General features: G+C 64.7%; 21 protein-coding genes and 2 pseudogenes. 17 read left to right on the forward strand and 6 right to left on the reverse strand.

The annotated features are described in order from the left end of the window. Window positions 1-78: 78 nt before the first annotated feature. The 8 genes from DN412_RS02365 (at window position 79) to DN412_RS02400 (ending at window position 8,113) form a co-directional block, all read left to right on the forward strand. On the forward strand, window positions 79-1,365 hold the full coding sequence (locus DN412_RS02365; RefSeq protein ID WP_115013041.1) for an alpha/beta fold hydrolase: 1,287 nt from the start codon (window positions 79-81) through the stop codon (window positions 1,363-1,365). Between the two features lie 33 nt (window positions 1,366-1,398). Beyond that, on the forward strand, window positions 1,399-2,055 hold the full coding sequence (locus DN412_RS02370; protein WP_115013042.1) for a VOC family protein: 657 nt from the start codon (window positions 1,399-1,401) through the stop codon (window positions 2,053-2,055). After that, window positions 2,052-2,324, forward strand: a complete 273-nt coding sequence (locus tag DN412_RS45615) for a hypothetical protein (RefSeq protein ID WP_115013043.1) — start codon at window positions 2,052-2,054, stop codon at window positions 2,322-2,324. The genes DN412_RS02370 and DN412_RS45615 overlap by 4 nt, the downstream gene beginning before the upstream one ends. Before the next feature lie 28 nt (window positions 2,325-2,352). Continuing rightward, complete coding sequence (locus DN412_RS02380; RefSeq protein WP_115013044.1) at window positions 2,353-4,065, forward strand: AMP-binding protein; 1,713 nt, start codon at window positions 2,353-2,355, stop codon at window positions 4,063-4,065. Window positions 4,066-4,100: 35 nt separating this feature from the next. Next, window positions 4,101-4,859: a maleate cis-trans isomerase family protein gene (locus tag DN412_RS02385; protein ID WP_115013045.1), complete on the forward strand. Its 759-nt coding sequence runs from the start codon at window positions 4,101-4,103 to the stop codon at window positions 4,857-4,859. A gap of 10 nt (window positions 4,860-4,869) precedes the next feature. Then, a complete protein-coding gene (locus DN412_RS02390) occupies window positions 4,870-6,027 on the forward strand; it encodes an FAD-dependent monooxygenase (protein WP_115013046.1) in 1,158 nt (385 codons plus the stop codon). Window positions 6,028-6,117: 90 nt separating this feature from the next. Next, window positions 6,118-7,539 (forward strand): MFS transporter, encoded by a 1,422-nt coding sequence (locus tag DN412_RS02395; RefSeq protein WP_115013047.1) that lies wholly within the window; start codon window positions 6,118-6,120, stop codon window positions 7,537-7,539. Between the two features lie 310 nt (window positions 7,540-7,849). After that, a complete protein-coding gene (locus DN412_RS02400) occupies window positions 7,850-8,113 on the forward strand; it encodes a cupin domain-containing protein (protein WP_115013048.1) in 264 nt (87 codons plus the stop codon). Window positions 8,114-8,121: 8 nt separating this feature from the next. On the opposite strand, the gene DN412_RS02405 is transcribed toward DN412_RS02400, so the two are convergent. The 4 genes and pseudogenes from DN412_RS02405 to DN412_RS02420 form a co-directional block, all read right to left on the reverse strand. Next, window positions 8,122-8,781 (reverse strand): sterol desaturase family protein, encoded by a 660-nt coding sequence (locus DN412_RS02405; protein ID WP_244222534.1) that lies wholly within the window; start codon window positions 8,779-8,781, stop codon window positions 8,122-8,124. Between the two features lie 223 nt (window positions 8,782-9,004). After that, window positions 9,005-10,000 (reverse strand): annotated as a pseudogene (locus tag DN412_RS02410) (TRAP transporter substrate-binding protein). Between the two features lie 205 nt (window positions 10,001-10,205). Next, window positions 10,206-10,733 carry a DUF3455 domain-containing protein gene (locus DN412_RS02415; protein WP_244222535.1) on the reverse strand — a complete coding sequence of 176 codons (528 nt, stop codon included), beginning with the start codon at window positions 10,731-10,733 and terminating at the stop codon, window positions 10,206-10,208. Between the two features lie 130 nt (window positions 10,734-10,863). Further along, window positions 10,864-11,739: a LysR substrate-binding domain-containing protein gene (locus DN412_RS02420; protein ID WP_115013050.1), complete on the reverse strand. Its 876-nt coding sequence runs from the start codon at window positions 11,737-11,739 to the stop codon at window positions 10,864-10,866. Window positions 11,740-11,834: 95 nt separating this feature from the next. Between DN412_RS02420 and DN412_RS02425 the strand changes: the two genes are divergently transcribed. The 5 genes and pseudogenes from DN412_RS02425 (at window position 11,835) to DN412_RS02445 (ending at window position 16,826) form a co-directional block, all read left to right on the forward strand. After that, a complete protein-coding gene (locus tag DN412_RS02425) occupies window positions 11,835-12,713 on the forward strand; it encodes an HpcH/HpaI aldolase/citrate lyase family protein (protein ID WP_115013051.1) in 879 nt (292 codons plus the stop codon). A 43-nt stretch (window positions 12,714-12,756) separates the two neighbouring features. Next, entirely contained in the window at window positions 12,757-13,749 is a 993-nt protein-coding gene (locus DN412_RS02430) for a tripartite tricarboxylate transporter substrate binding protein (RefSeq protein WP_115013052.1), read from the forward strand. Window positions 13,750-13,773: 24 nt separating this feature from the next. Next, the gene (locus tag DN412_RS02435; RefSeq protein ID WP_115013053.1) at window positions 13,774-14,970 is read left to right on the forward strand and encodes a CaiB/BaiF CoA transferase family protein; all 1,197 of its coding nucleotides are present in this window, start codon (window positions 13,774-13,776) and stop codon (window positions 14,968-14,970) included. Beyond that, window positions 14,963-15,853 (forward strand): amidohydrolase family protein, encoded by an 891-nt coding sequence (locus DN412_RS02440; protein ID WP_115013054.1) that lies wholly within the window; start codon window positions 14,963-14,965, stop codon window positions 15,851-15,853. The genes DN412_RS02435 and DN412_RS02440 overlap by 8 nt, the downstream gene beginning before the upstream one ends. 33 nt (window positions 15,854-15,886) lie before the next feature. Next, window positions 15,887-16,826, forward strand: a pseudogene (locus DN412_RS02445) (tripartite tricarboxylate transporter substrate binding protein). 85 nt (window positions 16,827-16,911) lie between these two features. On the opposite strand, the gene DN412_RS02450 reads toward DN412_RS02445, so the two are convergent. Next, entirely contained in the window at window positions 16,912-17,613 is a 702-nt protein-coding gene (locus tag DN412_RS02450; RefSeq protein ID WP_115013055.1) for a TetR/AcrR family transcriptional regulator, read from the reverse strand. Between the two features lie 239 nt (window positions 17,614-17,852). Here DN412_RS02450 and DN412_RS02455 point away from each other — a divergent pair, with 239 nt between their 5' ends. From DN412_RS02455 to DN412_RS02470, 4 genes are all read left to right on the forward strand, one after another. Continuing rightward, complete coding sequence (locus DN412_RS02455; RefSeq protein WP_115013056.1) at window positions 17,853-18,962, forward strand: NAD(P)-dependent alcohol dehydrogenase; 1,110 nt, start codon at window positions 17,853-17,855, stop codon at window positions 18,960-18,962. 26 nt (window positions 18,963-18,988) lie between these two features. Then, entirely contained in the window at window positions 18,989-20,281 is a 1,293-nt protein-coding gene (locus DN412_RS02460) for a cytochrome P450 (RefSeq protein WP_115013057.1), read from the forward strand. Between the two features lie 35 nt (window positions 20,282-20,316). Next, window positions 20,317-21,282, forward strand: coding sequence for a PDR/VanB family oxidoreductase (locus DN412_RS02465; RefSeq protein ID WP_115013058.1), 966 nt, complete (start codon window positions 20,317-20,319; stop codon window positions 21,280-21,282). A 103-nt stretch (window positions 21,283-21,385) separates the two neighbouring features. Then, complete coding sequence (locus DN412_RS02470; protein ID WP_115013059.1) at window positions 21,386-22,828, forward strand: aldehyde dehydrogenase family protein; 1,443 nt, start codon at window positions 21,386-21,388, stop codon at window positions 22,826-22,828. On the opposite strand, the gene DN412_RS02475 is transcribed toward DN412_RS02470, so the two are convergent. Continuing rightward, window positions 22,810-24,033, reverse strand: a complete 1,224-nt coding sequence (locus DN412_RS02475; protein WP_115013060.1) for a polyhydroxyalkanoate depolymerase — start codon at window positions 24,031-24,033, stop codon at window positions 22,810-22,812. The two genes, DN412_RS02470 and DN412_RS02475, sit on opposite strands and share 19 nt — an antisense overlap. Window positions 24,034-24,629: the final 596 nt, after the last annotated feature.

Genomic DNA, 24,629 nt, shown 5'->3' on the forward strand with positions numbered 1-24,629 from the left:
ATTTCTGTGTTCAACGCGTTCGCAAAAAAATCTACGCCAACGTCAAAAAATGGACTATGCTGTAAAAAACGGAGTGAGATGATGACAAGCTTCAAGGCGCCCCCCAACGCATCGCCCGCGGCAAGCGGCCCGATTGCCGGCTTCCTCAATACCGACTGGAACCCGCGCGACGTGCCGCCTGGCACGGTGACCCGCAACGTCGTGCTGCGCACGGAAGATGGCGCCGCCACGGGTGGCTCGCTCTACGCCGCGGGCCAGCCGGATACGGTGGTCTGCATCATGCATCCGCGTGAATTCATGGCTTGCCACTACCTGATTCCCGACATCGTGGAGGCGGGGTACGCGGCCTGGTCGCAGTCTCCGCGTTCGGTCGGCAACGACCAGCGCCTGGAGCACGAGTTCGCGCTTTACGACGTCGCGGCAGGCGTGCGCTACCTGCGTGAAGCGGGCTTTCGCCGCATCGTGCTGTTGGGCAACTCAGGAGGTAGCGGGTTGTACGCCTTGTATGTCCAGCAATCCAACGCAGCCCCCGAGGCGCGCATTGCCCGGACGCCCGGCGGCCGTGCCACCAGTCTCTTGTCTGCGACGCTGCCAGCGGTGGACGGCGTCGTCTTTGTCGCCCCGCACCCGGGGCAGGGCGTGCTGCTGCAAGGTTGCATCGACCCGGCTGTGACCGATGAATGCGACCCCCTTTCCGTCGATCCGGCGCTTGACGCGTTCGCGGCTGCCAATGGCTTTGCGCCGGCCCCTCAGTCCTCCGCTTATCACGTCGGCTTTGTCGTGCGGTATCGCGCTGCGCAGGCCGCGCGGGTACAGCGCCTCGACAACGTGGCCAGGACCATGATTGCCGAGCGCATGGACGCCCGCGCCGAAGTGAAGCGCAATCCCGGGACCGTCAGCGATGCCATCCGCCGCCGCGCCGCCCACACGCAGCTCTTCACCGTGTGGCGCACCGATGCAGACCTGCGCTGCTTCGACCTGTCGCTCGATCCGTCCGACCGCAAGTACGGGTCGCTCTGGGGCGCGGATCCGTTCGCTTCCAACTACGGTTCAGTCGGCTTCGCACGTGTCTGCTCGCCCGAGAGCTGGTTGTCGACGTGGTCGGGGCTTTCGTCGAATGCGGCGCTGTACCGGACTGCCCCGGCTATTCACCAGCCTGCGCTGTTGATCGAATATACGGCCGACCAGGCCTGCTTCCCAGGCGTCATCGCGGACATCTTCCACAGCATTGCCAGCACTGACAAGCAGCACCACCGCGTTCGCGGCGACCATCACGGCCGCGCACTGGTCAAGGGCGACGAGCCTGGCCGCTACGCGGCGGGCCGCTTGCTGCAGACATGGCTGCGCGAGACCTTTCCTCAGTAACGCAACCCACCAATCCGATCCGGAGACGCAACGATGTTTGCAAGTACCGCTTCACCAGAGGCCGGCGCGCCGCTGTGCCTGCACGGCGTCGACCATACCGCCAGGCCGACCTGGCGCCTGAAGGAAACCGTCGCGTTCTACCGCGACATCCTGGGCCTGCCACTCATTCACACGATCTCGGCGCGCGGCTGGGGCCCGGCGACACATCCGGATTTCCTGCACTTCTTCTTCGACAGTGGCAAGGGCAGCACCATCGCCTTCTTCTACTACCTTGGCAGTGAGGAGCCGGACGGATTCGCCGGCCGCGACACCCGTCCCCCGTTCCCGGACGACCACGTCTCCGATGCCACCCACACGGCGTGGCTGGTCGATACGCAGGAAGAACTGCTGGCATGGAAGGCGCGCCTGGAAGCGCGTGGCGTGGAGGTGTCCACCGAGACCGCGCACGAGGTGATCGAGTCGATCTACTTTCGCGACCCCAATGGCTACTTCATCGAGATCACGCGCAAGCTTCGCCCCCTTGCAGCGCTGGACGCGCGTGACGCCGATGCGACGCTGGCCGCCGCGATCGAACTGGAGGACGAGGCCCGCGCCAGTCAGGCACGCGTGACCTCGATTGACGATATCTGGCTGCGCAAGGCAGAGATCCTGAGCCGCCGCCTGGACCTGGGGCAGGAGTGTCACGCATGAGCCAGTTTTCCCTGCGACTCTTCGTGCTGAATGTGCCCGAGTTCGCCTCGCTGACGGAAGCCGCACGCCGCTTGCCGGCTTGCCATGTCAGCGACCTCGGCGACTATACCGTGATCGCCGCCAGTGAGCCGATTGAGTTCGGGCGTCGCGCACTGGGGCTGAAGCCCGCTGTCTGGTACGGTCTGTTCACCGGCGGCCTGGATGGCAGGATCGAATCGTTCGGCCGCGATACCGTGCGCATCGTGCCGCGCGGTCATGAGACGGCCTGATAAGCAGGATACAAAGCGGGAGGCAAACATGACCGGCATTCAGTTTCCGATCGAAGGCGTGGCATATTGCCCGCCGGCGGACGCAGCAAGGTACTTCGACACCGGCGCGTGGGTGGACGACACCCTCGGCGGGGCGCTGCGCAAGACCGCGCGGCGCGACGGGGATCGCCTGGCCTTTATCAGCGACGAGCGCTCGATCACCTTCGCCGAACTAGACCACCGCAGCGAGCGCCTGGGCGCCGCGCTGCATCAGCTCGGTCTCAGGCCCGGGGATCGCGCGATCTTCCAGATGGGGACCACGATCGATACCGTCATTGCGTTGATGGGCTGCTACAAGGCGGGCGTGGTGCCGGTGTGTGCCGTGCCGCAATACCGTGAAGTCGAGATCGGGCAGTTGTCCGCGCAGTCGGAGCCGCGCGCCTATTTCGTGCAGGGCGACTTCAGTGCCTTCGACCTTGCCGGCCTTGCGCGGGGCATGGCGCAGCGTTATCCGTCGCTGCGGCACCTGATCGTCGCGCGCGGCAGCCCGATGCCCGCACGAGACTCGCACCAAGAGCACGACCTGGACGGCCTGATCGACGGCATATCCTATGAGCAGGCGGTGGACGTGCTGGCCCGGGTAGCGATTGGCAGCGAGGATGTGCTGAGCTTCCAGTTGTCCGGGGGCACCACCGGCGTGCCGAAGATCATTCCGCGCTTCCATGCCGAGTACATCGGCCATGCGCTCGCCTGCATGCGCCAGCTCGGCCAGACCGAGGACAGCCGGCTGATCTGGTCATTGCCGTTGATGCATAACGCTGGCCAGCTCTACGTACTGGTTCCCGCCGTGGCCGGTGGCATGACATCGGTATTGATGCCACGCGTGGATATCGCGCGCATGCTGCAACTGATCGCGTTGCATCGCGTCACGCATGGCATGTCCATCGGACCGGTTGCACCGCAGATGATCGCTTACCAGGATACCGCGCGGCACGATCTTTCATCGCTGGAACTGTTCGGGACGATGACGCGTGCCGACGCCCTGGAAGCGCACCTCGGGGTGCCTTGCTTCAACCTGTTCGGCACGACCGAAGGACTGCTCCTGGGCGCCGGCGCACGCTTGCCCGCGGGGATCCGTCATGGCACGCAAGGCTTCTCCGGCTGCCCGGATGACGAGATTCGCCTGCTGGTCCCGGGCACGGATGAGCCGGCGCCGCAGGGAACGCCGGGCGAACTCTGTTTCCGCGGCCCGTCGAGCCTGCGCGGCTACTACAAGGCGCCGGAGGCCACGGCGCAATCGCTGACCCGTGATGGCTTCGTGCGCTCCGGTGACCTCATGACCGAGCATGTGATCGATGGCTACCGTTGCTTCGCCTTTGAAGGCCGCCTGCGCGACAACGTGAATCGCGGCGGCGAGAAGATCGGATCGGAAGAAGTGGAGGCCTATGTCAGTCGCCATCCGGCGGTGGCGGACGCCAAGCTGGTGGCAATGCCTGACCCGCTATACGGCGAGAAGGGCTGCATTTACCTGATCCTGCGCGCCGGGCATGCGGCGCCGGACGTCGCGGATCTTGCGGCATTCCTGGTCGCCCAGGGACTCGCAAAGTTCAAATGCCCCGAGCGCATCGAAGTGGTCGAGGAGTTTCCGGTGACCCGGGTCGGCAAGGTCGACAAGGCTGCGCTGCGGGCGATGGTGGTACGCCGGCTCGAAGTGGAGGCGAGCATAGCCGGGACAGATGTACCGGGGAGGATGTCCGCATGATCTCTCGGCAACCCATTCCACCAAGGCAAACCAGCATGAACAGTCGTACCTACCGTATCGGGCAAATCGTGCCCAGTTCCAACACCACGATGGAGACCGAGATCCCGGCGATGCTGCGCACGCGGGAGCAGGTCCTGCCGGAGCGTTTCACCTTCCATGCAAGCCGCATGCGCATGCATCGCGTAGTGCGCGAAGAACTGGAGGCCATGAACCGCGAGGGACTGCGCTGTGCCGCCGAACTGGCCGACGCGCGCGTCGACGTGATGAGCACGGCCTGCCTGGTTGCCATCATGGCCATGGGTCCCGGCTACCACCGTCAGGTGGAGCAGGACCTGCTGCGCGTGGCACGCGAGAACCACTGTGACGCGCCCGTGATGACATCGGCCGGTGCACTGGTCGCGGGCCTGAGGTCGATGGGCGCGAGCCGGATTGCCCTGATGGCGCCGTACATGAAGCCGCTGACCGAGGCGGTGGTCAAGTACATCGAGCACGAAGGCATCGAAGTGCTGGACGCGCTGTCATTCGAGATTCCTGACAACCTGGAAGTCGGGCGTCGCAATCCCATGGAGTTGCTGGAGGACGTCAAGCGCCTGAACACGGCCAATGTCGACGTCGTGGTGCTGTCGGCCTGCGTGCAGATGCCATCGCTGCCCGCGATCCAGGCGGCGCAGGACGCCCTCGGCCTCCCGGTCACATCGACGGCCGTTTGCACGGTCCGCCAGATGCTGGAGCACCTCGACCTGGCACCGGTCGCCCCCAACGCCGGCGCGCTCCTTGCGCCGGCCAGCAAGTAAGAGGCTTACCATGAATGTCGTCGTTATCGGAGGCGGGCCGGCCGGCCTGTTCTTCTCGCTGTTGCTCAAACAGCGCCATCCTGAAGATCATATCGTCGTGCACGAGCGCTACGAGGCGGGCGCCACCTACGGCTGGGGCGTTGTGTTTTCGGACATCGCCCTGTCCTTCCTGGAGGACGCGGATCCGGCGTTCTTCCGGAAATTCACCGCGCATCACCAGCGTTGCGACTATATGGAGGTCACCCACAAAGGGGTGCGGATGCCGCTGCATAACAACCACTTTTCGCGCACCTCGCGCATCGACCTCTTGCGCGTGCTGCAGCAAGCGTGCGCCGATGCCGGCGTCGAAGTTCACTACGGCAGCCGCGTGTGCGACCCGGCCGAGTTGCCGGACGCCGACATCATCGTGGCGGCGGACGGCGTCAACAGCGAGGTGCGGACCCGGTTGGCGGAGCACTTTCAGCCGAGCTTCGATGTGCGCCGCAACAAGTTTGCCTGGTACGGTACTCATCAACTGTTTCACCCCGTCTCCCTGATCTTCCGGGAGACCGGGCACGGGGTATTCATGGCGCACGCATATCAGTACAGCGATACATTGTCGACCTTCCTTGTGGAAGTGGACCCCGAGACCTGGCATCGCGCGGGACTGGATACAGCCACTGAAGAGGAGAGTCGCGCATACTGCGAACGGGTCTTCGCGGAAGACCTAGGTGGTCACTCACTGCTGGGGAATCGCTCCAACTGGTTTCAGGCGAGCGTGGTACGCAACGAACACTGGTCGCATGGCAAGGTGGTATTGCTGGGCGACGCGCTGCGCAGCGTGCATTTCTCGCTGGGCTCCGGCACCCGCATGGCGATGCAGGACGCGATTGCGCTCTGCGATGCGGTTTGCGCGCATCGCGATGACGTGCAGGTCGCGTTCCAGGCGTTCGAGAACAGCCGGCGCGGCGCGTCAGCCAGGTTCCAGGACGCGGCCCGCCGCAGCCTCGACTGGTACGAGTCAGTCGACAGCAAGATGCACCTCGATCCGGTAGCGTTTGCCTATGACTACATGCTGCGCACCGGCAGGGTCACGCATGAAGACCTGCGCCAGCGCGACCCCGGGTTTATCGCCCGCGTGGAGGCGGGTGGCTATCACCATCCCGTCGACGCACCCGCGGCGGCATAGCCGTACCCCGAGGCGAAGTTCTCGCAAAGCACCGCTGTACCGCACAAGCCGCAGCATAGCGACTGTGCGCTGACCATCCCAGGAGACAACATGACTGCCCCAATCGCCCCCCATGGCGCGGCGGCCGGCGCGCCTGCGCGCGACGCCGTCAACGTACGCGAGTTCATTGACGCGGCACGCTTATCCCGTTTGCAGTTGCGCATCATCGCTCTGTGCTTTGCGATCGTCGCACTGGACGGCTTCGATATTGCCATCATCGGTTTCCTTGCCCCCCATATCCGCAGCGAATGGTCCCTGTCGATGGTGGCGTTGGGGCCGCTATTCTCAGCCGGGTTGCTCGGGCTGATGACCGGCGCCTTTTTCTGTGGTCCCTTGGCCGACCGCATTGGCCGGCGCCGTGTGCTGATCATGTCGGTGGCATGGTTCGGCGCCGCATGCGTGGCTTCGGCCGCGGCACCTGGCATCGGCTGGCTGATCGCGCTGCGATTTCTGACCGGGCTTGGGTTGGGCGGCGCCATGCCCAATGCCATCACGCTGACTGCCGAGTTCAGCCCGTCGCGGCGCCGTGGCATGTTGCTGACGGTGATGTTCTGCGGATTCTCCCTCGGTTCCGCGCTTGGAGGCGTGGTGACTGCGTACCTGATCGAACATGTCGGCTGGCGCGGTGTGCTGGCACTGGGCGGTGCGCTACCGTTGGCGCTGGTCCCGGTATTGGCGTTGGCGTTGCCGGAATCGGTACGCTACCTCGCCACGCGCGAAGGCATGCAGGCGCGGATCGCGGCCATCCTGTCGCGCGTCGATGCTGGTACGGCTTCTGCTGACGCGAGGTACGTCACCGACGAGCCGGACGGCCCCAGTTCCCCGGTCAGCCAGCTGTTTGCGTCGCGCTACCGGCAGGGGACGCTGTGGCTCTGGCTGGCGTTCTTTTGCAGCCTGCTGTTGCTGTACCTGATGATCAACTGGCTGCCGATTCTGGTACAGCGCAGCGGCCTCACGTTGAAGGAGGCGTCGATGCTTGCAGGCTTGCTGCAGGGCGGTGGTGTGGCGGGTGCCATCGTGCTGGGCGTGCTGCTGGACAGGTTCAACCCCTACGCCGTGGTGGCCGGTGCCTACACACTAGGGGCGATTGCCGTGGCATGCCTGGCTTCAGTGAGCGCGCCGACGGCAATGGCGGCGGCCATCTTCGTCACCGGTTTTTGCGTCAGCGGATCGCAGGTCTGCGCCAATGTGCTGGCGTCGGCGTTCTATCCGACTTCGAGCCGTGCCACAGGCGTGGCATGGGCGCTCGGCATCGGACGGGTCGGGGCCATCGCGGGCTCGCTCGGTGGCGCATGGCTGTTGTCGGCGGGCTGGAGCAACGCGGCGCTCTATCTTCTCCTGGCAGTTCCGGCAATGGTCGCGGCGGTCAGCATCTACCGGACGGGGCGCGTCCAGCTTGCACGCAATGCCCCGGAAGCTGAAATCCGCACGGACCTCACCCGGATCGAAGCCGCTACCCAATTCCGCAAATAAGGCGGTGGGCAAGAACATGAACATGACGTTTCCCAGGTTTCGCCTACGCTGACCTACCACTTCGATCGTGGCGGCCGCGTGCCACGCGATCAATGGACATCGCGCAAGCGTTCCGTGCAGTGACAGGGGCATGCGAAAACGGGGCCGTGCCGGGCCCCCGGCCTCAGATGCGGGAGATGCCTTGATGGCCTAAACTGGATGAACGCATTTGGCTCGCGATGGCCAACAGTGTGTCGCATTCGCCCAAGCGGGCACGGGCGGGCCGAATGGCAAGCAATGTGGCGTGAAACGCTGATAGGCGGGGACTACCATGGAACGCGATGCATTTGCCAGAGCCCTGGCCAGGGAGGGCTTTAACGAGCTCGTCACGGTGACTCGCGAAGCCGGCGCACTGGAAGAGCACACCCATCCGTTCGAAGCCAAGGCCCTGGTCCTGGCTGGGGAAATCCATATCCGCATTGGCAACGACGAGCGGCTTTACAGAATGGGTGAAGTGTTCCATCTGGCTCCAAATGTCCGTCACTCTGAGCGATATGGCCCGGAAGGGGTGGAGTATCTCGTCGGTAGAAAATGACGTTCAACCTAATCTTGCGCGCGCCTTTGCGGATCCGGTCGTCGATCAACATGAACATCGCGCCAGGCCAGCATTTCCAGTAACCGCTCCTCGCGAGCATCATCGAAGCCGCAACTGTGCTGCCACTCGGCCGGATTCTCATAGGTGCCGAAGAGCATGTCCCACCAGGTGATGTCGCCGTAGTTGTTCCGGTGATACCCCAGGCGATGGTGGATGCGATGCATTTCCGGGCGCTGGAAGACAAGGCCGACCCAGCGCGGCGTCCTGACATTGGTGTGATAGAAGAATTCGCCAAGCGCGGTGCATAGCGTGTAGACACCGCCGGCCTCAGGCGACAAGCCGAGCAACGTGTAGACCAGCAGGCTGCCGATCAGCGAGTTGAGCACCATTTCAGCCGGATGCTTGTAGAACGATGTGATCACCTCCAGTCGTTGAGGACTATGATGAATCTGATGGAACAGGCGCCAGAGCAGGTCAGACTCGTGGCGCCAGCGGTGCCACCAGTAGAAGAAGAAGGTCGCGACAAAATAGGCGAGTAGCCCCCCGACGATGGGCGAGACCTGCTGCGAGAGCCGGAGCACCGAATACGAAGACAGCCATTTCTCCCAGCTCACACCTGCAAGCAATACAACGCCAAGCTGCACAGCGTTGACCAGCAGCACGCGCACGGGCCATGTGCGCACACGCGAGACTTCTCGTACAAAGCGAGAACAGAACTGGCGGCCGGAATGAAGACCTCTGGCACAGCGTCGTGGCGTCGCCATGCTCCTGGCCGCTCGGGAGTGGGAGCCGGCGAGATTCGCGCAATTGCGCCAGCCAGTGCCTTCCCCCGCGCGCAAGCGAGCATGACAATTGCCGAAACTGGGCGGAAAAATGTCGGCCGGGAGGTGGTTAGCGCAGCCCGGCTTCCGCGCTGAGGTAGGTCTTCAGCAGTGCCGCCCCGCGCTCGCCCACGCGCGGTTGCCAGCTTGCCACTGCGCTCAGGCCCGCATCGCGCAGCGCCTGCTGCACGGCTGGCGCCGGATGGTCCTAGATCGCTACGCCGTTGGCGCGCATGCGGGCGGTGTTCTCAGCCAGCCGCGTGTTCAGCCGCACCCACTGCTTGTCTTCGGTCGCCCTGGCCGCGGCGGTCACGGCATCTCGCCGGGCCGGCGTCAGGGCCTGCCATGTGGCGGCGTTGACGGTCGTGAACGACAATGGCATGGCATAGCCAATGGCCGTGAAGTTGGGCAGGTAATCCCACAGCTTGCGGCCGGCTCCGCCATCGCCCGATGACAGTACAGCGTTCACCGAGCCGTCCTTCAGGTGCGGCATGGCGTCGGCAAACGACAGGTTCCGCGCCTTCGCCCCTGCCGCGCGCATGACCTCCGCGGAGGTCTCATCATAGGCGCGCACCGACAGCGCGCGCAGATCGTCGAGCGTGCCCACGGGATTGCGCGACCACAGGCCCGTGGGCGGCCAGGGCGTGATGTAGAGCAGATGCTGGCCCTGCTTCTCGAAGGCGCGCGCGTAGTCCGCTCGGGCCAGGTCGGCCAGCCGGCGCGCCTTGTCGACGGAGGTCGCCACAAATGGCAGCGACGACAGCAGGAAAATCGGATCGACCTCGCCCAGCGCGCCGCCGAACGCGTCGCCGGCTTGCAGCTTGCCGTCGCGGATCGCGGCCGGCATCTGCGCGGACCTGAAGCCCGCGCTGGCATCGAAGGTCGGCTGCGGGGCCATCGCGCCCTGCGTGCGGGCGGCAACCTCCTGCGCAAACGAGGTCAGTCCCTCGCCCGGCATCGACGTCGCCGGGTATTCGGTGGCCATCTGCCAGACCACCGGCGCGGGCTGCGCATGGGCGGCGGGCGCGAGCAGGGCAGGGGTGGCGACGACAAGGCCGGCGGTCATCGCAAACGATAGCGTGGCCAGGGCAAGACGATGGCGAAGAAGGCGCATGGCAGGGGGGAAGGGTGGGGAGGTTTCGGCGGGCCGGGTTCCACCATCGCGGGCGGTGCCGGCTGGCGTGCATTATAGGCATCCCCATGGCGGGCAGGCGGGTCGCTACACTCCGGTGTTGCATAGCGTGCCTTCTGGCCTGCCAGCGTAACCTTGGCTATTCCAGGAACACATAGTCCGACCGATACGGCATACGATTCTCCTGTCCCTCCTGCGTGCAGATCTGAGGGAGGGCCTGTCCGCCTTGCGTATTCAGTCGTTGCACATAACGCGTCCGCGCAAGCACGCCGGGTCCGCCAGCGCTCGTTGCCTGCAACAGCAAGAGTGGAATGCTGTCCGGCACTTGCGCATTGGGCGTTTGCCGCAATACCTTGCCGGTCACCTTGCTGCCATCGGGCGCTTCCCAGGTTGGTCCTGCGTAGTGCTTGACGACGAGTTGTCCGGTGTCGTCCTTCAGGGTTGCTTCCGGGGCCGAAAAGGTCCATAACAGCCGGCCGTCGTTCGCGCGCTTGCACTGATAAATCTGCACGCCGGATGCGTGCAGTACCGTTATCGTGCCGCGCGCGTCGGTGGGCTGGAGTTCGGGCGGAGCCAATAGCCTCGGTGTGGCACACGACGCGAGCAAGCCTGCCACGCAGAGAACAGTGAGATTCGCTTTGCGAAAATGCCGGGAGCGTTGCGACATTTGGCCTCCTTGCCTGAACCCATGGGAGGATAGTACTTCCCTTACCACCTTGCCAGTTCCGGGGCAAGATCTCACCGGGACGGAGCCAGGTCTTGGATTTTCTCCCCGAGCGATTCGGTCCGACGAGCCGCTACGCTCGAGCCGCGAGGCGAGCCTGCTCAAGGAAGTCTCTGATCAGGCTGGCGCTGTGCGACGTCCTTCGCCACAGCAGGCCGAACCGGCGTGGCTCCGGTTCTGACGGCAGATGGAGCTTCGCAATACGCAGGCCGGCAGTCAGCGGCGATGCGATGTCCGGGACCAGCGACACCCCCAGGCCACGATCCACCATCATCGCGATTGCGAGGAGGGAGCTCAGCTCGAAGCGCTCCTGTGTTGGTGTGATGCCGGCCTTGCGCAGGTAATCGTCGGCCTGCTTCCCGCCGCCGAGGCTGCGGTCGTAGCGGATCAGTGGACTGGTGCGCAGCAGCTCGAGCGGATCCGCTTCCCGGTCCCGCTGCGCGGCAAGCACGACCAGCGGCTCCTTGCGCAGCAGTTCCCAGGCAAAGGCTTTCGGGATGGAGAAGGGCGGGTGCAGGCAGACGGCGGCATCAAGCTCCGCCTGCTTGACCGCGTCGTAGAGCTCGCTCGACATGGCAGACCGGATGTGGACAGACACGCCCGGATGCCTGGCCGCAAAACGCGCAAGGGCGTCAGGCAGGAGACTGTGGAGTGCCGTATTGATGGTGCCGATGCGGAACTCGCGTATCTCGTCCGCCTGATTCACCCACCCCCTCAGCGCGTCGACTTCCGTGAGCAGCGAGACACAGCGCGCAGCAAGGCGGCGCCCGGACTCGGTGGGCGCTACCGTTCGGCCGGCGCGTGCCAGCAAGGCCGTTCCAAGTTCCCGCTCCAGCACCTGGATCTGTTGGGAAACCGCCGCCGGCGTCACGTTGAGCCGCCTCGCGGCTTCGGCGAGCGTGCCGGTTTCCACGACCAGGCTGAACGCCTTGAGGTAGCTGGTCTCCATAGAATTTCTATTGTACGAATGTAGAAAAGCATAGTTTATCTTCTCTTGTGACTGCGCCACACTGCATTGCATCCCACGGAGATACGGTGTTGGCCATGAGAAGCAAGCTGTTCGTCCCCGGTTCGCGGCCGGAGTTTTTCGCCAAGGCGCTCGCGAGCGACGCGGATGCGTTGTCCTTTGACCTGGAGGATGCGGTCGCCGAGGACAGGAAGGCCGAGGCCCGTGACCTGCTGTCCCGATGGCTGCGTTCCGCTGAGGCCCGCTCGACTGCAAAGACGTTGATCGTTCGGGTCAACGGCCTCGACACCGGGCATTTCGAGGCCGACCTGGCCGCGGTGGTGGTGCCCGGCGTGCACCTGGTCAACCTGCCAAAGCCGGAGAGCGTCGACGACGTCCGCCGCGCGGCGGCGGCAATCGAACAGGCGGAGCGGGCCAACGGTTTTACCGGAGAGGATGCGAAGGTCCGCTTGCTGCTGAACATTGAATCGCCAAGGGCGCTGCGTTGCGCCGCCGAACTGGCCGGCGCACATCCGCGCGTGGCAGGCCTGCAGCTTGGGCTGGGCGATCTGTTCGAGCCAGCCGGCATTTATCGGCGCAACACGGCAGCCATCGCATCGGCCATGTTCGCCGTGCGCATGGCGGCCGCCGAAGCCAACGTCTATGCCTATGACACCGTGTTCGCCAACATTCGCGATGCCGAGGGCTTCCGTGCCGAGGCGGAGATGTCCAGGCAGATGGGCTTCCTGGGCAAGAGCTGCATCCACCCGAGCCAGATCGCGCTGGCCAACGATGTCTATCGGCCGTCCGACGACGAGATCGCGCACGCGCTGCGGGTCGTGGCGGCTGCCGCCCAGGCGCAGGCCGACGGCGTGGGCGCCTACGTCGTGGATGGGAAGATGATCGATGCTCCCTTCGTCCGGCGTGCACAGGCCACGGTCGAGATTGCCAGGCAGCTTGGACTGATCGCGGCCTGACCCCGCATCACAGACCCATATAAAACCAGACAGGAGACAGATCATGACGACCTTACAGCCGCGTCGGGCCGCAGCATGCTTCGGGCTGATCGCCGCGTTCGGCGCGCTGGCGGCAGCGGCCGATGCAGCCGCCGAGAGCCCCTATCCGTCCAAGCCCGTCACGATCGTCGTGCCGTATCCGCCTGGCGGCTCGAATGACATCTTCGCCCGTATCGTGGCGAAGGAGATCGGCGAGGAGCTGAAGCAGACGGTGATCATCGACAACCGCCCCGGCGCGAGCGGCAATACGGGAACCGGCATGGTCGCCAAGGCAGCGCCGGACGGCTATACCCTGGTCGCGGTCTCGTCGAGCATGACGACCAATGCGGCGGTGCAGAGCAAGCTGCCGTACGACGCGGTCAAGAGCTTTGTGCCGGTGGCGATGCTTGCCAAGGGGCCGTTCATCGTGGCGGTCAGCAACGACTTTCCTGCCAGCACGCCGCAAGAACTGATCAGCGCGATCCGCGCCAATCCGGGCAAGTTCAACTACGCGTCTTCCGGCCCCGGCAGCGTCAACCAGTTCGGCACCGAGCTGCTCAAGGCCAAGGCCGGCAAGCTGGCCATCACCCACGTGCCCTACCGTGGCATGGGCCCCGCCATCACCGACCTGATCGGCAACCAGACACAGGTGCTGATCTCTAGCGGCCCCTCGCTGCTGCCGATGGTCCGCGCCGGCAAGGTGCGGGCCGTGGGTATCACCAGTCTGAAGCCAAGCCCGGTTGCGCCCGATCTGGTGCCGATGGCGAGCGCGGTCCCCGGCTACGAGTTTGAACTCTGGTGGGGCCTGCTGGCGCCGGCAGGCACGCCGCCGGCGGTTGTCGCGCGGCTGAATGCGGCGGTGAACCAGGCGCTTGCCAGGCCTGCCGTCAAGGCGGCCATCCTCAGGGAAGGGGCAGAGGCGAAGCCCGTCACCCCTCAACAGTTCGCCGAGACGATCGCTGCCGATGTGGTCCGGTGGAAGGCGCTGGCCAGGCAGCAGAACATTGTCGCGGATTGAACGGCTGGCTGATTCGGAGGCTATATGGAAATCAACATCACTGCCGGGGAAGATGTCTTCGGCTCAGACCGGGCGGGACAGCCAGGTCCACTGAGCGGCGTGCGCGTGCTTGACCTGAGCGCCTATATCGCGGGGCCCTACGGCTGCTCGCTGCTCGCCGACCAGGGCGCTGACGTCATCAAGGTCGAGCCCCCCGTGGGCGACAACCTGCGCAAGTATCCCTCGACGCTGGAGACCGAGAGCCGGGCCTTCCTGGGCGTCAACCGAAGCAAGCTGGGCGTCGTGCTCGACCTGAAGAACCCGGCCGATCTGGAGCGGCTGCTGGCGCTGGTGCGCAATGCGGATGTGCTGGTGCACAACTTCCGCCCGAGCGTGCCGGGCCGGCTCGGCATTGGCTACGAGCAGCTCAGCGAGGTCAACCCGCGGCTGATCTACTGCGCCGTCACCGGCTACGGCGAGACCGGCCCGCTGAAGGACAAGGCCGGTTACGACCAGGTGCTGCAGACCATGACCGGCATGTGCACGCTGCAGGGCAAGCACGGCGGGCCGCCGGAGATTCTATACGGCTCCGTGGTTGACTACTATGCCTCGGCGCTGGTCGCGGGTGCGGTGGCTTCGGCGCTCTACGAGCGGGAGAAGAGCGGGACAGGGCAGTATGTGGGCGTGTCGCTGCTGCGCGCGGCGCTGACCATGCAGTCGGCCCGGATGGTCTGGGCCGAATCGGAGCCCAGGGAGGTCGGGCGCGACATGCGCTCCGGCGGGATTACCGGCATTCATCCGACCCGGGACGGCTACCTCTATATATCAGCCAATACCCCGCATTTCTGGCGGGCGCTGTGCGAGAAGACGGGCCTGGCCGATCTGCTGTCGACCGATCGCTACGACAGCGTGCGCAAGCGCGCCGAACATCATGGGGAAATCGTGCCCCGCCTGCACGCGGCGCTGCAGGAGCGTTCGGCGCTGGAATGGGAGGCGCTGTTCGGCGAGGAAGTGCCGTGCGCGGCCGCCCGCTCGGTGGAGGACATGTTCGATTTCCCCCAGGTCGCCGCGGAAGGGATGGTGGCAACGTTCGAGCACCCCGTGGTTGGCCGTTATCGCGGCTTCACGCGCGCCGTGAAGTTCGGACGCACGCCCGGTCCGGAACCGTTCGCCGCTCCCGCGCTCGATCAGCACGGGGACAGGGTCCGCGCAGCAGCGGACAGGCTGGCACCGCATGGCTGACCCCCGCTACGGCGGTCCGGCCCCGCCGGTGCCGAACAGTTCGGCAAGCGGCGCGCCACACAGCGCAGTGCTCGCCAACGCCTGCGATGCGCACCTGCATATCTACGACGCGCGCTTCGCGGCGATTGCGCCAGTGGTGGCAAACGCCACCGTGGAAGACTACCGTGGCGTGCAAGGCCTGCTGGGTACTAGCCGCGCGGTGATCGTGCAGCCTCGCTGCTACGGCACGGACAACAGCGCCACGCTCGATGCGATCCTGAAGCTGGGTATTGCCAATGCGCGCGGCGTTGCCGTGGTGGGCCCGGATGTGACAGACGAGACCCTGCACGCCCTGCATGCGGGTGGGATCCGGGGCATCCGGTTCTCGCTCTACACCGAAGCCCACGCAGCGGTGAGCTTCGAGATGGTGGAAGTACTCGCCGATCGTGTTGCCGAGTTGGGGTGGCATCTGCAATTGCACTGGACCGCAGACCAGATTGTTACCTACCGCGACTTGCTGGCACGCCTGCGCACGCCGCTGGTGTTCGACCACCTGGCCCGCCTGCCGCTGCCTGGCGGCACAGCGCACCCTGCGTTTTCACGCGTAGCAGACCTGCTGGCGCGCGGCAACGCGTGGCTGAAGCTGTCCGGCGCATATCTGGATTCCGTCGTCGGCGCCGCCGGACGCTATGCGGACATCGACCCGGTTGCGATGGCATGGGTGCGCACCGCGCCGGAACGGCTGGTGTGGGGCAGTGACTGGCCCCACAGCACGGAGACCAGTTCCAAGCCGGACGATGCCTTGCTGTATGACCTGCTGGCCCGCTGGACCGGCACCGAGGCGCTGCGGCGCCGCATCCTGGTGGACAACCCTGCCTTGCTGTACGGATTCGGGACCGCATAGCCGGCCCGAGCCAAATACAAAATCGGAGACAACATGAAATTGACCCTGCAGCGTCTTGGCAAAGGCCTGGCGATTCTGGCTGCGGCGGTGCCGCTCGGTGCCTTCGCGTTCCCTGACAAGCCGATCCGCATGGTGGTGCCGTATTCGGCGGGTGGCGGCGCCGATAACACGGCGCGTGTCGTAGCCCAGAAAATGGGAGAGATCCTCGGCCAGACCGTCGTCATCGACAACAAGCCGGGCGCCGGCGGCGTCATCGGCGCCGACGCCGTGGCCAAGGCTGCCCCGGATGGCTATACGGTGCTGTACGACGCCTCGGCATTCGCGGTCAACGGCGCGCTGCGCAAGCTGCCGTTCGACCCGGGCAGCGATTTCATTCCGATCTCGCTGGTGGCCACGGCACCGCAGATCCTGGTGGTCGCGGCAAACGCGCCCTACAAGACTGTTGCCGACTTCATCGCCTCGGCCAGGAAATCGCCCGGCAAGCTGACCTATGCCTCCGCCGGCGCTGGCACCGGCTCGCATCTGGCTGCGGAGATGTTCAATGAGCAGGCCAGGATCGAATTGCTGCATGTTCCGTACAAAGGCGGCGCGCCGGCGCTGACCGACGTGATGGGCGGGCAGGTCGCGGCCTATTTCGGCAATACTGCGTCGACGCTGCAATACGTGACCGGGGGCAAGCTGCGCGCGCTGGCGGTGACGTCCAAGACGCGCATGAAAGCATTGCCCAATACGCCGACCCTGGCCGAGAGCGGCATGCCCGACTATGAAGTGCTTGAGTGGAACGGCGTGTTCCTGCCCAAGGGCACCGCACCGGATCGCGTGCAGGCCATTTCCAGCGCCGTACAGAAGGCCGTGGCGGATCCGGGAGTGCGCGCCAGGCTGCAGCAAGCCGCAAGCATTCAGGAGCTTCCTGCAGGCCGAGTCGGCGCGCTGGCACGCCCTGGTCAAGGCACGTGGCGTCCGCGTTGAATAACGCCGTCTCTGCCATTGAGGGGGGTGAACGTCAGGAGCGGCTGCGATGCCGCCACGCATAGGAACGGCCTCTGGCGGAACGCCAATCAGGGCAAGCGCAAGAACCGCTGCAGCATCGCCGTCAGCTTGGTTTCGATCAGATCCCCGTCAAAATGTAAAGGCCCCGGGTCGGTCAGCAGGGTAAGGGTAATGGTGCCCACGACCATCTGCATGGCGATCCGGACTTCTGACTCGGAGTCGCCCAGGGTTTGGGGCTGCATCTTGTGCGCGAGGACCGGCACGACCAGGCTCTGGACGTGTCGGTCCAGCCAGCGCATCGGGTTGGCATCCGGGTCGCGTGCGGCAAAGTGGCGCAGCACGGCTTTGAACATGCCCTGGTTCTGGCGGCTCATGTCGACGTAGTAGCTGACGACGCGTGCAGCGAGTTCCGAGGCCGTGCCTTGCGCCCAGGCCTCGTTGTCCCGGATCGCTTTGTCCGCCTCGGCCCGCATTTCCGCAAAGGCGGCGTCCAGGACAGACGCAATGAAGCCGTCCTTGTCCTTGAAGCGGCCATAAAAGGCTCCGGTAGAGGTGCCTGCGGTGCGGATGACATCGCCGATCAGGACGAGATCGAAATTCGCGTGCTGCTCGATCAGGTCCCGTCCGGCCTGGATCATCTTGGCAAGTGTTTCCTCGCTGCGTAGCTGGCGAGGGGGGCGCAGCGCCGGCTCCGCCGCTTCCGCAGTCTGCGCTGCGGCGTGCGCGGCGCGCCTCTTGTGATCTTCTTGGCGCTTTAGGGTGGCAGCCATGGAAACGGCAATCCTGATTCTGGGACAGGTCAGCATTATGCAGCACAGGAACAACCTCACCCGGGCGCCACATCCCTGAGCGCTTCGCGCCTCGTCGCGCCCACACCGATTTCTTCCGTAGGGGAAAGCCCGCATTGAAGCCGGATCGCTGCCTTCCAATAATAGAACCAGAGTTCTGATTCTATGGAAGACGGCGGACGTGCCTGGCCGTCCGGCCAATAGGACAACACGGAGACACCATGAAAATCACTGCTGCCGTGACACGGGCGCCGGGCGCGCCGTTTGTCCTGGAAGAGGTCGAGCTAGACCCTCCGGGGGCAGGGGAAATCCTCGTCAGGATTGTCGGCGCCGGGCTTTGCCATACCGATCTGGTCGCTGCCGAAGGCTTGCTCCCCATCACCATGCCTGCCGTGTTCGGGCACGAAGGTGCCGGGGTTGTCGAGAGGGTCGGTGCCGGCGTGACCAAGGTGAAGCCTGGGGACAACGTGGCCATTACGTTCGCATCCTGCGGCCATTGTCCGCAGTGCGATCGCGATGCGCCGGCCTATTGCCATGCGATGGCAGCACTGAATTTCGTCGGCCAGCGCGGCGATGGCTCGAAATCGATGCGAGATGGCAATGGGGAGATCTCCGGAAATTTCTTCGGCCAGTCCTCTTTCGCCACGCATGCGCTCACGACTGAACGCAACGTGGTGAAGGTGCCGGATGGCGTGCCGCTCGAGATTGCCGGCACACTTGGGTGTGGCATCCAGACCGGCGCGGGCGCGATCATGCGCTCGATGGCGTGCCACGAAAACGCATCGCTCGTGGTGCTGGGCGGCGGCGCGGTCGGGCTCAGTGCCGTGATGGGCGCCGTGCTGCAGAAATGCGGGACGATCATCGTGGTCGAGCCCAACGCCAACCGGCGCGACCTGGCCTTGTCGCTTGGCGCCACGCATGCGATCGATCCAGGCCAGAGTGCCGACCTGGCTGCCGCGGTCCGCGCCATTGCGCCCCATGGGGTGGACTTTGCGCTGGATACCAGCGGCATCCCCGCGGTCATTGAAGCGGTGCCGAAGCTCCTCGCTCCGCGCGGCACCTTCGGCTTTGTCGGCGTGCCGCCCACCCATGCAACGAACCTGGGCCTCCCGGGCACCCTGCGCGAGGCCATGCGCGGCGGCTTCACCTATCGCGGGATCATCGAAGGCGACAGCGATCCCGATGTCTTCATCCCGCAGCTGATGTCGCTGTACCTGGCGGGGCGCTTCCCCTTTGACAGGCTGGTCAAGACCTATCCCCTTGCCGAAATCAACCGTGCAGTCGCGGAGCAAAAGCAGGGGCTGTGTGTCAAGCCCGTGCTGCTCCCCTGAATCCCAACTTCACCATTATCGATACCATGAACCACACCGATCTTGATCTTCCCGGCGACGTGGCCAAAGTCCTGGTCGATCCCAGGGCCTATGCCGATCCCGCCCGGCTGCACGCGGCCTATGCATGGGCGCGCGCGAACAATCCGCTGGGGCGCGCCGTCAATGACGGTTTCGATCCGTTCTGGGTCGTGACCAGGCATGCCGACGTGACCGCGATCTCTCGCGACAACAATCTCTTCCGCAACGGGGACTACTCCGTCGTCTGCCGGCCCAAGGCGGCGATCGACCATGTGATCGCGACCACGGGGTGTCCGCACATCGTCAAGGCGCTGGTTCACGTGGATGGTGACGAGCACAAGGGCCTGCGTGCGCTGACGCAGTCGTGGTTCATGCCTAACAGCATTCTTAAGCTGGATGAGCGTATTCGGGGACTGGCGCGGCAGGTCGTCGGCAAGCTTCAGCAAAGCGATGGCAACACCATTGATTTCGCCAAGGACATTGCCCTGCATTACCCGTTGCACGTCGTCATGGACATCCTCGGCGTGCCGCCGGAGGATGAGTCGCGGATGCTGCTGCTGACCCAGGAACTGTTTGGTGGCGAGGATCCTGAACTCAAGCGGGCCAGGCAGGAAGAAAGCGCGAATGACGGCGCCCTGGCAAAGAGCCTGATGGCGGTGGTGGCGGACTTCCGGGACTACTTCGAGAAAGTCACCGCCGACCGGCGCGCCAATCCGCGCAATGACGTGGCAACGCTGCTCGCCAACGCCGTCGTCAACGGCGAGCCGATCAGCGAGATCAGCCGGCTGGGTTATTACGTCATCATTGCCACGGCAGGACACGACACCACGTCGTCCTCTTCCGCGGTAGCGATGTGGGCGCTGAGCCAGTTTCCCGAACTGCTGCCGCGGCTCCAGGCAGATCCGTCGCTGATCCCTCAGTTCATTGACGAAGCGGTGCGCGTCGCATCGCCGGTGCGGCACTTCATGCGGACCGCGACGGCAGACACTGAAATCCGCGGACGCAAGATTCGCAAGGGCGACTGGCTGATGCTGTGCTATGGATCGGCGAATCGTGATGAAGAAGTCTTCGACCAGCCCTTTGACTTCAATATCGATCGCAAGCCAAACCGCCACCTGGCATTCGGCTTCGGCGCCCATGTCTGCCTGGGCCAGCACCTGGCGAAGATGGAGATGCGCATCCTGTTCGAGGAACTGATTCCACGGCTGCAGCGCGTGGAGCCGGCGGGCGAGATGGAAATGATTGCTTCCTGCTTTGTCGGCGGACCCAAGCATCTTCCCATTCGCTGCGTCATGCAGTAGCCATTCCATCGCAGTCTGCAGCAAGGCATCGTGCCATGACATCCCAAGACACACTCTTCCTACGCATTGCGCAACGCAACCGCGAGACCGACGACATCATCAGCCTGGAGTTGCGCGACCCGAATGGGGGCGAGCTGCCGCCGTTCGAGGCCGGCGCCCACATCGATGTCCATGTCGCTCCCGGTGTCGTGCGGCAGTATTCGCTTTGCAATGCGCCGTCGGAACGCCACCGTTACCTGATCGGCGTGCTTCGCGACCCAGCCTCGCGCGGCGGTTCGGTCGCCATCCACGAGCGCTTCGAGGCGGGCGCCGTCGTCGAAGTCAGCGCCCCCCGGAACCATTTTCCGCTCAGGGAAGGCGCCCCAGGCATCCTGATCGCAGGCGGGATCGGGGTCACGCCGATGCTATGCATGGCCGAGGTCTTGCATGCGTCGGGAACCGGCTTCACCCTGCATTACTGTGCGCGCAGCCAGGACAAGGCAGCGTTCCGCAGCCGTATCGAGCGATCCCCTTACAGGCAGCAAGTCGCTTTCCACTACGACGATCAAGGCGATTCGCAGAAGCTGGATCCCGGGAGACTGTTTGCGCAAGTGGGAGGCGATGACGAGATCTATGTGTGCGGTCCCTCCGGCTTTATCGAATGGGTATGCCGCGCGGCCGAGCAAGCAGGTATCCCGAAGCAGCGTGTGCGATATGAGTACTTCAATGCAAAGCCCGTGGACACCTCGCGTGACGGCGCTTTCGACGTCAGGATCGCAAGCACCGGCCAGGTCTTCCATATTCCCGCAGACCGATCGGTCACTTCAGTGCTGCTTGCGGCCGGTATCGACATCTACACGTCGTGCGAGGAGGGGACGTGTGGAACCTGCGTGACGCGTCTGCTGGAGGGCGAACCCGATCATCGGGACGTCTTTCTTACCGATGAGGAGCACGCCTGCGGCAACCAGTTCACGCCTTGCTGCTCGCGCGCGAAATCCTCGTTGCTTGTCCTCGATCTTTGAATCGCCAATCCGCCATCCGGCGACGCAGGCCCCGCTTCGGGCAGCCGCGCGTCCCCGGTGTGGCCATCCGAAATCCGTTTGGTTAAATGAGGTCCGAATCATCATGGGTGACACCGCTGGATTCAGCATGACCATCGATGGCAAAGCCGCGCCCACGCTGGCCTGCTTTGATGTACTCAATCCCGCAACGGAGCGCGTCGTTGCCGAAGCGCCCGATGCCTCGCCTGGGCAACTGGACGAGGCCGTTGCCAGCGCGCGGCGTGCCGCGCCAGCATGGGCCGCCTTGCCACTGCAGGCGCGGCAGCAATATGTCGTCAGGATCGGTGAGACCATCACCGCCAACCTGGAAGAGCTGGCGCAATTGCTGATGCGGGAGCAGGGCAAGCCCCTTGCCCAGGCGCGGCAGGAAGTGCAAAGGGCGGCGTACTGGTGCGCCGAGATGGCCAGGCTCGAACTCCCCGTGGAGACGGTCAGTGAATCTGCCACCGAACAGGTTCGTGTCCTGCGCGTGCCGCTGGGCGTCGTTGGCGGCATCGTGCCCTGGAATTTCCCGCTGGCACTGGCTATGTGGAAGGTGGCGCCGGCCCTGCTGACCGGCAATACGATGGTGCTCAAGCCATCGCCGTTCACGCCGCTGACGACGTTGAAGCTGGGCGAACTGCTGCGCGACGTGCTGCCGGCTGGCGTGCTGAATGTCATCAGTGGCACCGATGCCCTCGGACCGTTGATGTCGGCCCACCCGGGCATCGACAAGCTCAGCTTTACGGGCTCGACCGTGACCGGCCGTGCAGTGATGGCCAGCGCCGCGGTCAACCTGAAACGGCTGACGCTGGAGCTGGGTGGCAATGACGCCGCCATTGTCCTGCCCGATGCCGATGTCGAGGCCATCGCGCCTGCGATCTTCTGGGGCGCATTTGCCAACAGTGCCCAGTTCTGTCTGGCAATCAAGCGGCTCTATATCCATGAGGATGTCTACGACCGCCTGGCGGGTGAACTGGTCAGGCTCGCGCAGGAGACGCGCGTCGGGCCGGGCGACACGGACGGCGTGCAGCTTGGGCCGGTGCAGAACCGCCGCCAGTTCGAGCGACTCAAGGATCTGCTGGAGGACACGCGCACGGCTGGCCATCGCATCCTTGCCGGCGGCGATGTGGCGCAAGGACACGGCTATTTTTTCCCTGTCACGCTCGTGGACAACCCGCCCGATACCGCGCGCGTGGTCCGCGAGGAACCATTCGGCCCAATCCTGCCCTTGCTCAGGTTTCGTGATGTGGACGACGCCATTGCGCGCGCGAATGACAGCGAATACGGACTGGGCGGTTCGGTCTGGGGGCGCGACGCGGAGGCCGCCATGCAAGTTGCGTTGCAGCTCAACACCGGTACCGTCTGGGTCAACCAGATTCACACCATCGGGCCCGACAAGCCCATGGCCGGCCACAAGCAATCCGGCGTCGGTATCGAGAACGGCGTCGATGGGTTGCTGGAATATACGGTGCCCAGAACGGTGTCGCTGAAGCGACCGCACAGCACTCAGCCAGCGCACCGTTGAATGAACTGCGTGATGGCAGGCAGGATGGATTGCCGGAATCCCTGGCCGGCGAAGGTGCCGTAGTGACCCACGCCGTCAACGACCAGGTGTTCTTTCCGGTCGGCGGCAAGGCCTGCGCAGAGCGCGTGAGCCGCCTGGGTCTGGCCGCGCCCGGTGATGTCGTCCTCGCCGCCCTCGATGGTCAGCAATGCAACGTTCGTAATGGCCTCGGGATAGATGCGGCGCTGGCCGACTTCCATGCAGCCGCGGCACAGGTGATGCTCCAGGAAAACCTTATGGATGGTTTCCAGGTAGTACTCGGCCGGCACGTCGAGCACGGCGTTGTACTCGTCGTAGAACTTGCGATGCCTGGCAGCCTCGCTCTGCCTGCCATCGACCAGGTGACGGTAGAAGTCGAGGTGCGCACCGGCATGGCGTGCGACGTTCATCGAGACGAAGCCGGCAAGCTGGAGGAAGCCCGGATAAACCTGGCGGCCTTTTCCCGGGTAGCCGGTGGGGACGTGTTCGATGAGGTTCGCCTCGAACCATGCCAGCGAGTGCTGTTGGGCAAACTGGTTGACTGCCGTCGGGCTGACGCGGGTGTCGATCGGCGCGGCGATGAGGGTCATGGAGCGGGGCTGCAGCTGCTCGTTGTCTTCGGCCATCTGGGCGACCGCGCAAAGCACCGGGACCCCCGGCTGACAAACCGCCACGATATGCGTGCCGGCGCCGAGGTAGCGCAGGAACTTCTTCAGGTAATCGACATAGCAGCCAAGATCGAAGTGCCCGGCGTCAAGCGGGACAAGACGCGCATCGGCCCAGTCGGTGATGTAGACATCATGCCCGGGCAGCAATGCCTCGACCGTTGGGCGCAGCAGGGTGGCAAAGTGGCCCGAGAGCGGAGCCACGAGCAACACCCGGGGACCAGGACTGGGCATGTCCTTCCTGAAATGCACCAGCCGGCAGAAGGGCTCCTCGATCAGCGCCGTTTCGGTGACGGCCACCCGTTGCCCGCCTACGATGACGTCGTCGATCTCAAAGCGAGGCTTTCCGTAGGCCTTGGTCAGCCGCGTGAACAATTCCAGTACGGCGTCGGCCTCGCGGATCCCCGGAAGCCAGGCGACCGACTCGCCCCAGAAATCGACTGCACGCGAACCTGCCTCGATCATCGCCTCGAGCGGTCCAAGGGATTGCAGCGTGAGTTCCCGCAGCGCATAGAGTGCCATTGCGATTCCCGCCTCTTGAATAGGGTTGTGGTGTGTTTTCGTCGCGCAGGAACCGGCAGGCCGGGCAGAAACCAGTGTGCTTTCCGGTGCTGCGCGATGAGGGCTTCAGCGCTGATGGCGCGCGCGACAGCCGCATGGCCGACATCGCGCAAGGTGGGTAGGCGGGCGACAGGTTTGTGCCGCGGGTGCGTCAGTGGGGCGGTGGCGCTGGTGCACCGAGCAGTGCTGCGCGCGGCTCAGGTGTCTTCGATGTCGGATTGACTGACTGCGGGAAGCGCCGGATTTGCCGTTGCGGCCTGACAGATGCGCGCGACCCAGGTCGCACGCGGATCGGCTGGAATGCTGCATGACGCCCCCTACCACTCAAAGCCACCAACATTGCATCGCAATGCCAGCGGAACAACGTGCAATCATGTTACACGATTTACATTTGGTAACACATGCGATCTAACCCTATTGCAACGCTTTGCATGGTTTCTGTGCAACGAAGGAGGCAGGGATAGGGCTTTCGATGCGAATTTTGGGGAGATCTGCTGGGGGAGGTGACCTTCTGGCGACAGCAAGCCAAGCGCAGTCGGGCTGTCTGCGGTGCGATT

This window comes from Cupriavidus lacunae, assembly GCF_003353055.1.
In the GTDB taxonomy this organism is placed as follows: domain Bacteria; phylum Pseudomonadota; class Gammaproteobacteria; order Burkholderiales; family Burkholderiaceae; genus Cupriavidus; species Cupriavidus lacunae.